Origin of the sequence: Bacillus cytotoxicus NVH 391-98 (assembly GCF_000017425.1) — a bacterium.
Taxonomy (GTDB): domain Bacteria; phylum Bacillota; class Bacilli; order Bacillales; family Bacillaceae_G; genus Bacillus_A; species Bacillus_A cytotoxicus.
This window is the reverse complement of record NC_009674.1, coordinates 3,875,788-3,889,327: the sequence shown is the minus strand read 5'-3', so window position 1 is coordinate 3,889,327 and position 13,540 is coordinate 3,875,788. Positions and strand designations below refer to the sequence as shown.

General features: G+C 37.8%; 9 protein-coding genes and 2 pseudogenes. 9 read left to right on the top strand and 2 right to left on the bottom strand.

The window, feature by feature from the left end:
* Nucleotides 1-83: 83 nt before the first annotated feature.
* From atpD to BCER98_RS19270, 4 genes and pseudogenes are all read left to right on the top strand, one after another.
* Nucleotides 84-1,478 carry a F0F1 ATP synthase subunit beta gene (gene atpD / locus BCER98_RS19285; RefSeq protein ID WP_012096272.1) on the top strand — a complete coding sequence of 465 codons (1,395 nt, stop codon included), beginning with the start codon at nucleotides 84-86 and terminating at the stop codon, nucleotides 1,476-1,478.
* A 20-nt stretch (nucleotides 1,479-1,498) separates the two neighbouring features.
* A complete protein-coding gene (locus BCER98_RS19280; protein ID WP_012096271.1) occupies nucleotides 1,499-1,900 on the top strand; it encodes a F0F1 ATP synthase subunit epsilon in 402 nt (133 codons plus the stop codon).
* Between the two features lie 304 nt (nucleotides 1,901-2,204).
* Complete coding sequence (locus tag BCER98_RS19275) at nucleotides 2,205-3,005, top strand: DUF975 family protein (RefSeq protein WP_012096270.1); 801 nt, start codon at nucleotides 2,205-2,207, stop codon at nucleotides 3,003-3,005.
* Nucleotides 3,006-3,091: 86 nt separating this feature from the next.
* Nucleotides 3,092-3,632: pseudogene (locus BCER98_RS19270) on the top strand (DUF975 family protein).
* A gap of 45 nt (nucleotides 3,633-3,677) precedes the next feature.
* Here BCER98_RS19270 and BCER98_RS19265 read toward each other — a convergent pair.
* Both BCER98_RS19265 and BCER98_RS19260 read right to left on the bottom strand, forming a co-directional pair.
* Nucleotides 3,678-6,398, bottom strand: coding sequence for a putative bifunctional diguanylate cyclase/phosphodiesterase (locus BCER98_RS19265; protein ID WP_012096268.1), 2,721 nt, complete (start codon nucleotides 6,396-6,398; stop codon nucleotides 3,678-3,680).
* 281 nt (nucleotides 6,399-6,679) lie between these two features.
* A pseudogene (locus BCER98_RS19260) lies at nucleotides 6,680-9,413 on the bottom strand (sensor domain-containing protein).
* 250 nt (nucleotides 9,414-9,663) lie between these two features.
* Here BCER98_RS19260 and BCER98_RS19255 point away from each other — a divergent pair.
* Genes BCER98_RS19255 through nuoH form a run of 5 tightly spaced genes read left to right on the top strand, consistent with a single transcriptional unit; the run spans nucleotide 9,664 to nucleotide 13,520 of the window.
* Entirely contained in the window at nucleotides 9,664-10,032 is a 369-nt protein-coding gene (locus tag BCER98_RS19255) for an NADH-quinone oxidoreductase subunit A (protein WP_012096267.1), read from the top strand.
* Nucleotides 10,023-10,541, top strand: a complete 519-nt coding sequence (gene nuoB / locus BCER98_RS19250) for an NADH-quinone oxidoreductase subunit NuoB (RefSeq protein WP_012096266.1) — start codon at nucleotides 10,023-10,025, stop codon at nucleotides 10,539-10,541. Before BCER98_RS19255 ends, nuoB begins: the two co-directional genes overlap by 10 nt.
* Nucleotides 10,538-11,413 (top strand): NADH-quinone oxidoreductase subunit C, encoded by an 876-nt coding sequence (locus BCER98_RS19245; protein ID WP_012096265.1) that lies wholly within the window; start codon nucleotides 10,538-10,540, stop codon nucleotides 11,411-11,413. Before nuoB ends, BCER98_RS19245 begins: the two co-directional genes overlap by 4 nt.
* 5 nt (nucleotides 11,414-11,418) lie before the next feature.
* Nucleotides 11,419-12,519 carry an NADH-quinone oxidoreductase subunit D gene (locus tag BCER98_RS19240; protein ID WP_012096264.1) on the top strand — a complete coding sequence of 367 codons (1,101 nt, stop codon included), beginning with the start codon at nucleotides 11,419-11,421 and terminating at the stop codon, nucleotides 12,517-12,519.
* Complete coding sequence (nuoH, locus tag BCER98_RS19235) at nucleotides 12,519-13,520, top strand: NADH-quinone oxidoreductase subunit NuoH (RefSeq protein WP_012096263.1); 1,002 nt, start codon at nucleotides 12,519-12,521, stop codon at nucleotides 13,518-13,520. Before BCER98_RS19240 ends, nuoH begins: the two co-directional genes overlap by 1 nt.
* Nucleotides 13,521-13,540 lie beyond the last annotated feature (20 nt).

The following is a 13,540-nucleotide window of genomic DNA, read 5'->3' as shown; positions in this document are numbered from 1 at the left end:
AAGCTGCTGAAAGCTCATTCAAAAAAATTGAAAGCCGACTGATAGAAAGCTGGCTAATATAAAGAAAGCTAGGAGGGAACCCGATGAATAAAGGGCGCGTTACGCAAATCATGGGTCCGGTTGTAGACGTTAAGTTTGACGGCGGAAAGCTACCTGAAATCTACAATGCCCTTAGAATTAAAAAAGATGAAGTTAACTTAACTTTAGAAGTTGCACTTCACTTAGGTGATGACACAGTTCGTACGGTTGCGATGTCTTCTACTGATGGACTTGTTCGTGGCACAGAAGTAGAAGACACTGGTCGACCAATCTCAGTTCCAGTTGGTGATGCAACACTTGGTCGTGTATTTAACGTATTAGGTGAAGCAATTGACTTAGATGGTGAAATTCCAGCGGATGTACGCCGTGACCCAATTCACCGTCAAGCACCTGCATTCGAAGAATTATCTACGAAAGTAGAAATTCTTGAAACTGGTATTAAAGTAGTAGACTTACTTGCTCCATACATTAAAGGTGGTAAAATCGGTCTATTCGGTGGTGCCGGTGTAGGTAAAACAGTATTAATTCAGGAATTAATCAACAATATCGCACAAGAACACGGTGGTATTTCTGTATTCGCTGGTGTAGGTGAGCGTACTCGTGAAGGGAACGATTTATACCATGAAATGAGTGATTCTGGTGTAATCAAGAAAACAGCGATGGTATTCGGACAAATGAACGAGCCACCTGGTGCACGTCAACGTGTTGCATTAACAGGATTAACAATGGCTGAACATTTCCGCGATGAGCAAGGACAAGACGTACTATTGTTCATCGATAACATCTTCCGTTTCACGCAAGCGGGTTCTGAAGTATCTGCCCTTCTTGGTCGCATGCCATCTGCGGTAGGTTACCAACCAACACTTGCAACGGAAATGGGGCAATTACAAGAACGTATTACATCAACAAATAAAGGGTCTATTACGTCTATCCAAGCGGTATATGTACCAGCCGATGACTACACTGACCCAGCACCTGCTACAACGTTCGCTCACTTAGATGCAACAACAAACCTAGAGCGTCGTTTAACGCAAATGGGTATTTATCCAGCGGTAGATCCATTAGCTTCTACATCTCGTGCACTTTCTCCAGAAATCGTAGGAGAAGAGCACTATGAGGTTGCTCGTCAAGTACAGCAAACTCTTCAACGTTATAAAGAGCTTCAAGATATTATCGCTATCTTAGGTATGGATGAGTTATCTGAAGAAGATAAGTTAGTTGTACATCGCGCTCGTCGCATTCAATTCTTCTTATCACAAAACTTCCACGTAGCGGAACAGTTTACAGGTCAACCGGGATCTTATGTACCTGTAAAAGAAACAGTTCGTGGTTTCAAAGAAATTCTAGAAGGTAAACATGATGATCTTCCAGAAGATGCATTCCGCTTAGTAGGTGGAATTGAAGAAGTTGTTGAAAACGCGAAGAAAATGATGGCGTAAGGCCTTAGGAGGGACGAATTATGAAGACATTTCCAGTCAGTATTGTAACTCCTGATGGACCGGTTTATGAAAAAGAAGTAGAAATGGTAAGCGTTAAGGCAGAAAGTGGGGAGATGGGGATTTTACCAGGTCACATTCCCACTGTTGCGCCGCTTAAAATTAGTGCGGTTCGTTTGAAAAATGGCGGTCATACTGATTATGTAGCAGTAAGCGGGGGCTTTATCGAAGTTCGTCCAGATAAAGTAACAGTATTAGCAACATCTGCTGAAGAAGCGAACCATATTGATACTCATCGTGCAAATGAAGCGAAGCGTCGTGCTGAGCAACGTCTGCAAGATAAGCAAGCCCATGTTGACTTTAAGCGTGCAGAATTAGCGCTAAAACGTGCAATTAATCGTTTGGACGTTTCTAACATGAAGTAAAAAATCCGTAAAGGTTCTTACCTTTACGGATTTTTTTATCCCGCCATTTTAAGGCAGTAAGACTCCCACCTTAAGATGCAGAGAGAAGCAAGGAAGATAGGTGGGAGCAAGGCTGCCCGTAACAGCCCGATTGGTGAGGGCTCATAATCAGTGGGGATGAAGAACCTCCCCACTGATTAAAGTTTCGCTTTATTTCCCTAAATAAGTTAAATTTAGAATTTATAGAAAATATCGCAAAAAATGATATAATGAGAAGGTGTTTTTATATAAATAGTATATATGGCGTATGAAAGGAGAGGGGAAAATGATTAGTGAAATGAAACGAGAAGCCTTGCAATCACTAAAGGGGAAATGGGGGCTTGGTGTAGGCTCAACAATTTTACAATTTGTTTTAAATTATATTGTTTCGCTAGTTGTATCATTAATAGTTATTATTCCAGTATTGCTGTTCATAATGGCGATCGGCGACTCAGTGTATGCATTTGAAGAGGGAGCGGCAGCAATTGGTGCTGTTATTTTATTAATTTTTATGTATATATTGATGCTCATTGTGAATTATGGATCATATGGAATTATGGCATATGGCTATACGAATTTGTATGTCAATATAAGTAAGAGAAATAATGTTACGATAGATTATTTATTTGAAGGGTTTCGTGGGTTAAGTAGAATTTGGAAGTCGATAAAAGCGATGTTAGGTTTACTTGTATATTCGCTATCTTGGCTTCCTATCGTATTTATAGGAATATTAATGTTTGTAATTGGGGATGAAAATAATCCACCTGAAAGTGAAGCGTTAGTTATCGTTGTGCTTGGCCTCCTATTCATTTCAATTATAGTATCTATCATTGCTTATTTTTCGTATGCGATGACGTTTTATATTCTAGTAGAGAATCCGGAATACAGTGTTTTACAAGCGTTAAAAGAAAGTAAGTCCATCATGAAAGGACATAAACTGGATTTATTTCTTTTATGGCTTAGCTTTATTGGTTGGGGAATTTTAGCTATGTTTACACTTGGAATTGGCTTACTTTGGTTATATCCTTATTTCACTACAACAACAGCTCATTTTTATCGATATATATCAGAAAAAGAATTATACTAAAAGGATATGGAGTGGAGAGTGCAAGGATAATGTGCTCTCGCTTTTTATAGACTATCTGATGATAAAATAGAAGCTGGAGGATTTACATGATTAGTGATTTAAAAGGAAGGGCTCTTGATGCCTTAGAAGGGAAATGGGGACTAGAAAGAGGCAAGTAGATCTCTTTCAGTAGATGTTGTTGCAATGTTTATTATTGGGCCGCTAACTTTAGGAGCATACACCCTTGTGTTGCGTGCGGTTCGTGAGCAAGATGTAGAAGTAAGGAAACTATTTAGCTGGTTTACAGATGAAAAGAATTTGATAAAGTCGTTTTTTACATATTTATTAATATATGTATACTTGATTTTATGGACATTATTATTGATTATTCCAGGGATTATTAAGTCCTTCTCCTATGCGATGACGTACTTCATTTTGAACAATCATCCTGAATATACAATGAATCAAGCGATTACAGAAAGTCGTCGCATAATGGATGGGCATAAAATGGCTTATTTTCTAGTATGCTTAAGTTTTATTGGATGGTTTTTATGAAGTATTGTTACACTTGGAATTGGATTCCTATGGTTAATTCCATATTTCTATACCACAAGCGCAGCATTTTATGAGGAAATTACACAAGGTTAATTGAAAAGACAGCAATCAAAAAACCCCCTTTCTAAATCATTCTGTTTAGAAAGGGTGTTTTTGTAGAAAGTTTAAGAACTGTTTACTTGTAAGTGGTTTACTAAAGTAATACCCTTGCATGTATCGGCAATTGTTAGCTTGCAAAAAGTCAAATTGTTTTTCCGTCTCAATCCCCTCGGCAACGACGGAAAGGTTTAATGTATTTGCAAGTGAAAGTATTGTAGAAATAATAGCTCTTTCTTCTTCTCGCTGATCGGCCAGTTGTGTAAATTCTCGTGGCACTTTTAATGCATCAATTGGGAAAAGGGATAAGTAAGCTAGAGAAGAGTAACCTGTGCCAAAGTCATCAATTGAAGTTTGAATGCCATGCTCTTTTAACTTTTTAAGCTTTAGTAATGTTTCTTTTTCATTTATCATGGCGATGCGTTCAGTTAATTCCAGTATGAGAAATCTCGGTTCTACTTGTACCTCCTTAAGTATTGTTAAGATGTTTTCGATTAAGTTATCTTGTTGAAATTCTTTTGCTGATAAGTTAACGCTTATTTTCAAATCAGCATAGCCAAGCTTATGCCAATACTTTAATTGCTTGCATGATTCTTTTAACATCCAATGACCAAGCGGAATGATTTGAGGCGTTTCTTCGACAATCGGAATGAACTCACAAGGTGAGATATTACCTAGAATTGGATGATTCCAGCGGATTAAAGCTTCTGCGCCAACTATTTTTTTCGTTCTAATATCAACTTGTGGTTGATACGAAATAAAGAATTGGTTATTTGCCAGGGCAAGTGGGAAATCTTTTTCAATTCGTGATTTACGCTCCATCTTTTCGTATAGCTCCTGTGTATAGATAGAGCTTCCATTTTTTCCTTTGTTTTTTGTTTCATACATTGCCATGTCAGCATGCTGCAAAATTGACATCGGATCTTCACCGGCTTCTGGGTAAATAGCAATACCAATACTCGATGAAATTTGTAAATGATGATTTTCAATTTGAAATGGTTCATTTAATGCGGCCAAAATATGATCTGCTACTGTTTGAACTTCAGCTGTGTGTTTAATATTTTCGATGAGGAGCGTAAATTCATCTCCGGCAAGCCGTGCAAGTTTTACATTTGGATTTGAAATTTGTTTCAGCCTTTTGGCTATAGCAATTAAAAGAAGGTCTCCGATTCGATGTCCAAGAGTGTCATTGATAATCTTGAAACGATCTAAATCAAGGAACAAAACAGCAAAAGGTTGTTTTGTTATTTTAGCTCGTACAATGGCCTCTTCCAGTTGCTTGTGAAAGGAGCGGCGGTTGGAAAGTTCAGTTAATGTGTCATGATATGCTAGGAAGTTAATTTGTTCTTGTTGTTGTTTGCTTTCTGTAATATCTTTAATCATTAAATAGACACCCGGAATATGCTCTTTTAAGATAATAGGAACAGCTGTAACGTGCAAAAAGTAAATATCTCTATTTTTATGGTATGCTCGTATCTCTAACGAAATCGAGTTCCCTCGTTTCACATGATGAAACGCATCTATTATTTTCTTTAAGTCTTTCTCGTATACAAGTGAGTAATAAGGCTGATTTAACAGTTCGTTTGTTTGATAACCAAGCAATGTAATTCCAGCATGATTTACATTTAAGAAATTGCCGTGCAAATCCAATGTGAAAATAGGATCAGGATGGTGTTCATATAGAGATTCGAACATTTTTTTGCTCCGATATAACGCATCTTTTTGCTGCACTAAATCTTGTGTGCGTAACTCGATTTGTTCTTCTAAATGTTGGTTAAACCGCATCTGCGTTAGCAGTAGTTCTTTATTTTGTCTACGAACTAAAATATGGCGTATCAATACAAAGAAAAATGTAACAATAAGGCCTATTACTAATATGGGTGAAAAAGCACGCTCTATTAATACAAATGTACTAAGAGCAATAACAGAGAGATAGGGTAGCGATAAATGAATTGCTTCACCGATTTGCGGTGTTAGTAATACTTGCTCAGTGTGCTCTGCTTCTTTGGTGTGAAGCACACAAGCGATAACAATAAGCATTAAAAAAAATTGATATAAAGGCGCGATTATAAATCCAGAATGCTCAGCTGTAAAGTATTTCAAATAAGCATAGATGGAATCAATACTTGCATAACCAATGACTGAAGTTGCTAAAAAGATGGAAACTTGTTTTGAAAGAAGTGACAGCGGTCGAAATAATAAGCTAATACCTATTAGAAGAAATAATAAGTTTGCCATGGGATACATGAGTTGTACGATTATATTAAGGTAAGTGGTAGCGATAATATGGATAGCCTGCTCAATAAGAAGGTAATAGCTTAATGTAAATTGTGCAGTCACGACAATACAAACATCGCATATGATAAATAACTGTTCCCATATATTTCGGTCATAAAGTAATTCATATAAGAAGGCAGCTACAAAGATAATGAGACATAATAAATAAAAAAAGTCGGACGGATCAACAAATATAGCAGAGTCATGTAAAATCAAGCGTTGGTAAGCAACGATGATATCACCAATAAAATATAAAATGGAACCGAATGTAAGTAGCATCCAAAATCGATAAGCATGACCGCGTTTAATGGATGAAAAATAGACTAAGTAACTACAAATGATCATATCAACTAAAATTGTTGTTACCCATATCATGATTTGAAATACAAGAGAGTCTTTCGAATAAATGAGTACCCCGATATAATGAATGCTAAGATAAATAAGTAAACTACTTATAAGAATCGTTACGTGTGTTTTTATCTTCATGTAATTCACCTGCGGTATAGAAAATATAAATTATTTTATTATATGCTCTTTTGTAGAATTTGTATGGGATGAATATTGTTTTCATATTTTATCCCGTTATTTTAGGGCAGTAAGACTCCTATCTCAAGATGTGGAGAGAAGCAGTCGAGCTTATAATCAGTGGGGTTGGAGAAAGCCCATTGATTAAAGTTTCGCTTTATTGTACATATTTTATGCCAATAGTAAAAATAGTAAAGGAAAGATGCACATGTTTATAAAATGTGCATCTTATTTCATCCTAATTATTTATTGCAACGCACATGGGTTTGTAAAAATAAAAGCAAGTCCTCTGGAGCAAGGGGCTTGCTAAAATAATATCCTTGTACGTAGTGACAACCATTTTGCTGTAAAAACTGTAATTGTTGTTTTGTTTCTACCCCTTCTGCAATAACAGACATATGCAACGTATGAGATAATGAAATAATTGTTGTAATAATTTCTTTTCCTTCTTTAGATTCATCAGCCATTAAAATAAATTCACGTGGAATTTTAAGCATATCAATTGGATATAAAGGTAAATAGGCTAGCGAGGAATAGCCTGTTCCAAAGTCATCGATTGATATATGCACACCGATCTCTTTTAGCTTACGAAGTTTTTGCAATGTTTCTTTTTCATCCACCATGGCAATTCGTTCCGTTAATTCGAGATCTAGACAATGTGGTGCTAATCCAGTTTCTTTTAGAATGGAAAGAACGGATGGGACAAACAAATCTTGTTGAAACCCTTTAGCTGACACATTTACTCCAATTTTTAAATGAGAATATCCAAGTGTTTGCCATTCTTTCATTTGCGTACAAGCTTTTTGTAAGGCCCATTTTCCAATTTCAAGAATGTGCATACTTTCTTCAGCAATTGGAATAAATTCGTAAGGAGATACAATACCCAATTCTGGATGATTCCAGCGAATGAGTGCTTCGGCACCAATCACTTCATAAGAACTACTGTCTACTTGCGGTTGATATAATAAGAAGAATTCTTCATTTTCGATTGCTTTTGGCAAATCTTTTTCTAAACGTAAGCGTCTTCCCATTTGTTTTGACAAAGATTCATCATAGAAGGAAATGGCATGCTCCGTTTTCAGCTTTGCATCATGCATTGCTATATCTGCGTGTTGGAGTAGTAAAGTAGTATCTGTTCCGGCTTCTGGATACAATACCAATGCTAAGCGATAGGTGGTAAGTATGGTTATGAACTTGCATAGGTTTTTTTACAGTATGAATCAGCTCGTTGCACAAGTCTAATAATGATTCTTTGTCGGTAGCATTACGAATTAAAATGGTAAACTCATCTCCGCCAATTCTCGCTAGCGGAGTATCTTGAGGAATACAAGATTGTAAGCGAGTTGCAACTTCTCTGAGTACAATGTCTCCGGCCTTATGTCCCAGTGTATCGTTAATAAGATTAAAGCGATTTATATCTATAAAAAGTAATGCGAATTTTCTATCATTTATTTCGGATTGTTTAATATAATCCTCTAATTTTCTTTGGAAGAAAGCACGATTCCCAAGAGTAGTTAAAGAGTCATGGAATGCTAAATAATGAATTTGTTCTTGTTGTCTTTTCATTTCCGTAATATCTTTAACGAGAATATAAATACCAGTTACTTGCTCATTCAATATAATTGGGACGATTGTTAAGTTGAAAGAGTAAGCTTGCCTGTTATAGTTAGCGAGTATTTCAAAAGAAGTCGATACTTTCTCCTTTGCGTTTTGAATTGCCGCGGCAAATTTAGGTTTATCTCTGTCGATAACAATAGAGAACCACGATTTTCCTAATAATTCACTAACAGGAACTTTTAGCATTGTACTTCCTGCTTTATTAACATTTGAAACAACCCCATTTAAATCAATCGTAAAGATTGGATCAGGGTGATATTCGTGTAACGATTGAAATTTTTGTTGTTTCCTATTGGCAATTTCGGTTTGTAACATTAAGTCACTTGTTCTTTGCTTTACCGTATCTTCTAACTGCTTATTAAATGATTGTAAGGCTTTCGTTAACTCTCTATTTTGCATTCTTGCAAGCACATGCCGAATTAACGAAAAGATAAAAGTAATACAATTTCCTATAATTAGAGTTGGAGAAGCTGTGTTTTCTTTTAATGTAAAGCCAATTAAAATGGTAATCGCAAGATAAGGAAAGATAATAAGTAGTTGCTTTCCTAATACGGGATTCATAATAAAGTAAGATGTTCTGCTTGTAGTATCGCGAATAGCTGCAGCGATTGCAATACATAATAATAAAACTCGGTAAAGAGCTCGAAGGCTAACAATGATATAACTTGGTAAATCATCTGCAAAAAAAGTGTATGTATAATCAATAAGTGCGTACCCAATTAGTACAGTAATAAAAAGGTATAATTTTTTATTTGACTTAAAAATTGTTGGATAGAAAAAGAAGCTGATTCCAAGTAGTAGAAAGCATACATCTGTAATTGGAAAGAAAAATTTCATCACTGCATCTGCAACTGACAAGTCATAAATACGTATAGAAGGTTGATTAAATAAATACCACTCTAAGGTAAAAACAGCTGTCACAATGATACATATGTCGCAAATGAGAAAGGCTTTTCCCCATTTATCGCACTCTTTCATTAGTTTATAAAAGAATGCAGAGAGGAAAAAAATAGAAAAAAGCATAACGAATAGATCTGAAATATCAAACTCATCCATAGGAAGCTCAAAAGGATGGTAAGTTCCTAATATATCTCCGATAGAAAAACAAAGAACCCCGATTAAGATTAAGATCCAAAAAGGTCTAAACGTCTTTTTTTTGTATAAAATGGAATAACATAATGAAATAAGACCAATCACTTCAATAAATATGGAAGATAAGCGGATGTCAAGGTCAGTAATATAGTAACTGTCCGGAAAAACATAAATAGGTATGTAGTAGAAACATACATAGGAGATTAGTGCTCCGATAAGGATTGAAATATGCCAATCGTTCTGTTTGCCCAAAATAATCACCTTCATAAACTTTAAATAAATGCAGCTTTACATTTGTTCTAACAAAAAAACTTGATTTCTACTTTTAAGAAGAGTTTGAACGATTTATGGAATACATATACATACTATTTCATGTATCGACATAGGAATTTAAATTTTGTTATAATGAGAGAAATAATCTAATTATTTAGAAAAATTTAAAAATAATAAAAGAAGAAGATGAAACATACTGTTTACTAAGTGAACTTGTTCTTCATTCATGGGGGAGGGTTTCAAAGTGGAAAATGTATACGAAAATAGTTACATGATTGTTGGTATTTTCTTGCTGCTAGGCATATTACTTCCGGTAGTCGCTCTGACATTAGGAAAGTTACTACGCCCACATAAACCAAGTGAGGCAAAGAATACAACATATGAAAGTGGGATTGAGCCGTATCATGATGCGAATGTTCGCTTTCATGCCCGCTACTACATTTTTGCATTACTATTCGTTATTTTTGATGTAGAAACGTTATTTTTATATCCGTGGGCAGTGGCATATGACAAGCTTGGGTTGTTTGCATTAATTGAAATGCTCATTTTTGTCGCTATGTTATTGATAGGATTAGCCTATGCTTGGAAAAAGAAGGTGTTACAATGGCTATAAATTTCGAAGAACTACATCCACAGGAGCAAGCGGAATTAGAAAGGAATATCTTTTTTACAACATTAGAGCAGATAAAAGGATGGGCACGTAGCAATTCTTTATGGCCGATGACATTTGGACTGGCATGCTGCGCGATTGAGATGATGGGAGTAGGTTCCTCACATTACGATTTAGATCGATTTGGCTCTTTTTTCAGGACATCTCCAAGGCAGTCAGATGTCATGATTGTTTCAGGAACGGTGACAAAGAAAATGGCTCCGATTGTGCGGCGTTTATATGATCAGATGCCGGAACCGAAATGGGTTATTGCGATGGGATCTTGTGCAACTGCTGGTGGTCCTTACGTAAATTCGTATGCTGTTGTAAAAGGCGTCGATCAAATTGTACCTGTAGATGTATATATTCCAGGGTGTCCCCCTAACCCAGCTGCCTTAATTTATGGAATTAATAAATTAAAAGAGAAAATTCGTTACGAAGCAAAGACAGGAAAGCAGGTGACGAATAAATGAGTGATCCGAATAAAGAGTTAGAGGATATGAAACGAGAAGCGGCTAGGCGTGCAAAGGAAGAGGCACGAAAGCGTCTTGCCGCTAAGCATGAAGCAGAAATATCGAAAATAGAGGCGCGAGAACAAGAAAAAGAGAAAGCGCTATCAAAGGGTGCTGAAGTAAGCAGAGATGAAGTAACGGAAGCGGAGAAAAAAGCAGCAGCAGCGAAAGCGAAGGCTGCAGCGTTAGCGAAGCGAAAGATGAAGGAAGAGAGCGCGGCACATGGTGATGAAAAAGCGAAAGCAATCGCTGCCGCAAAAGCAATCGCTGCCGCGAAGGCAAAAGCAGCGGCTGCTGCGCGAGCAAAGAGTGCTGCTAGTAAAAAGGAAGAAGAGAAAGTGCCAGAAAAGCCGTCGCCGAATCAGCCATATGTAGAGGCATATGCGAAACTTATTAAGGAAAAAATAGGGGAGCATGCATTGGTAGATTTCTATATCAATAGATTGTCTAAAGATGTTCCGACGCTTGTTGTTTGCAAGGAGCATTATTATGAAGTAATGGAGTTGTTACGGAGTCATGAGCGCCTTGCTTTTCATTATATGTCAGAGCTGCATGCAACGGATTTTGTGACGCATATGGAAGTGTATGTACACCTATATTCATATAGAAAGAAACAATCAGTGGCGGTGAAGGTGAAATTAGAAAGGGAGGCGCCGCAAGTAGCCTCGATTACACCGCTTTGGGAAGGGGCAAATTGGCCCGAGCGCGAAGCTTATGATTTACTTGGAGTGATTTTTACTGGCCATCCTAATTTAACGCGCATTTTAATGCCAGATGACTGGGTAGGGCATCCGCTTCGAAAAGACTATGAACCTTTTGATGTGGAGGTGTAGCGCAGATGATCCGTACAGAAGAAATGTTGCTAAATGTGGGGCCGCAGCACCCGAGTACTCATGGAGTATTCCGGCTTATTATTAAAATTGATGGAGAAACGATTAAAGAAGCTACGCCTGTCATCGGGTACTTGCACCGCGGAACAGAAAAAATCGCTGAGAGTTTACAATATACACAAATTATTCCGTATACAGATCGAATGGACTATTTATCTGCCATGACCAATAATTATGTCATTTGTCACGCGGTGGAGACAATGATGGGACTTGAGATTCCTGAGCGTGCTGAGTATTTACGCGTCCTCGCAATGGAGCTAGGCCGCGTTGCAAGCCATCTTGTTTGGTGGGGGACGAACCTTTTAGATATTGGTGCAGTGAGTCCATTTTTATATGCATTTCGGGAACGAGAAATGGTTATTAATCTTCTAAATGAACTGTGCGGCGCAAGGCTTACGTTTAATTATATGCGCGTCGGCGGCGTGAAGTGGGATGCGCCGGACGGTTGGATTCAAAAGGTTAGAGAGTTTGTTCCTTATATGAAAGAACAATTGAAAGGATATCATGATCTTGTTAGTGGAAATGAAATATTTGTAAATCGTGTGAAAGGCATTGGTATATATAGCGCGGAAGAAGCGATTTCCTATTCATTGAGCGGAGCAAATTTAAGATGTACAGGTGTGAAATGGGATATTCGGAAGGATGAACCGTATTCGATTTATAATCAGTTTGATTTTGATGTCCCTGTTGGGGAAGTAGGCGATGCTTGGGATCGGTATATGTGCCGCATGGCGGAAATAGAAGAGTCACTCAAAATTATTGAGCAGGCGGCTGAGCAGTTTCCGAAAGAAGGAAGTGTCATGGCGAAAGTGCCGAGGATTATTAAGGTTCCTAAGGGCGAGGCCTTCGTCCGCATTGAATCGCCGCGCGGAGAAATTGGCTGTTATATTGCGAGCGAAGGAAAGAAAGAGCCGTATCGTTTAAAGTTTCGCAGGCCATCTTTTTACAATCTGCAAATCTTACCGAAGCTTTTGAAAGGAGAAAATATCGCCAATTTAATTACGATTTTAGGCGGTGTTGATATTGTGCTTGGGGAGGTTGATGGCTAATGGTTGAAAGGCTGCTAGAGTCATCTGCAAGTTGGTCGAATTTTTTTATTTTCTTTGGGTTAGCTGTGCTTCTATTATTTGCAGTCCTCGGCTTTGTTACATACGGGATTTTAGCAGAACGAAAGGTGATGGGATTTATGCAAGGGCGGGTCGGCCCAAACCAAGTCGGGGGGCGTTTCGGATTATTACAAACGGTAGCGGATGTGCTAAAGCTTCTCTTAAAAGAAGATAGTATTCCGAAAGCGGCCGATAAACCGTTATTTATATTGGCACCGATCATCGCTTTTGCACCAGCCTTTATGGTATTGGCTGTTATTCCGTTTACATCTCAATTTCAGTTTGCTGATATCGGTGTTGGCCTTCTTTATTATATTGCTATTTCAGGAATTACAACGATTGGCGTTTTGACCGGCGGCTGGGCATCGAATAATAAATATTCTTTGCTCGGCGGGATGCGAGCAGCGGCGCAGATGATTTCCTACGAAATTCCTCTCGTTATGAGTGTAATCGGCATTGTCTTATTGACGGGTAGCCTAAATTTAAACGAAATCGTCGCATCGCAGGAAAAAGTTTGGTACATCTTTGCGCAGCCAATCGGCTTTATTATTTTCCTAATTGCGGCGGTTGCCGAATTAAATCGGACACCATTCGATTTACCTGAGGCAGAATCTGAACTTGTTTCTGGTTATCATACGGAATACTCTGGATTTCGCTGGGCCTTCTTTATGCTTGCTGAGTATGTGTATCTCTTTGGAATGGCTTCTTTAATGACAGTACTCTTCCTAGGTGGCTGGAACCCGGTACTCTTTCTTGACTTTATTCCAGGTGCTGTATGGTTTGCACTCAAATTTAGTGCGGTTGTCTTTTTATTCATTTGGTTCCGTGTTACATTCCCTCGTATGCGGGGGGATCAGTTAATGGAGTTTGGCTGGAAGGTACTATTACCGATTGCATTGGCTAATATCTTTTTAACGGCATTGATTAAGGAGTTGTTCTTCTAATCTGTGAGGAGGTGCCAGCA

What these genes read in the sequence shown, in the direction of transcription:
- atpD (WP_012096272.1), top strand. Translation starts at nt 84, where the DNA reads ATGAATAAAGGGCGCGTTACGCAAATCATGGGTCCGGTTGTAGACGTT.
- BCER98_RS19280 (WP_012096271.1), top strand. Translation starts at nt 1,499, where the DNA reads ATGAAGACATTTCCAGTCAGTATTGTAACTCCTGATGGACCGGTTTAT.
- BCER98_RS19275 (WP_012096270.1), top strand. Translation starts at nt 2,205, where the DNA reads ATGATTAGTGAAATGAAACGAGAAGCCTTGCAATCACTAAAGGGGAAA.
- BCER98_RS19265 (WP_012096268.1), bottom strand. Translation starts at nt 6,398, where the DNA reads ATGAAGATAAAAACACACGTAACGATTCTTATAAGTAGTTTACTTATT.
- nuoB (WP_012096266.1), top strand. Translation starts at nt 10,023, where the DNA reads ATGGCTATAAATTTCGAAGAACTACATCCACAGGAGCAAGCGGAATTA.
- BCER98_RS19245 (WP_012096265.1), top strand. Translation starts at nt 10,538, where the DNA reads ATGAGTGATCCGAATAAAGAGTTAGAGGATATGAAACGAGAAGCGGCT.
- BCER98_RS19240 (WP_012096264.1), top strand. Translation starts at nt 11,419, where the DNA reads ATGATCCGTACAGAAGAAATGTTGCTAAATGTGGGGCCGCAGCACCCG.
- nuoH (WP_012096263.1), top strand. Translation starts at nt 12,519, where the DNA reads ATGGTTGAAAGGCTGCTAGAGTCATCTGCAAGTTGGTCGAATTTTTTT.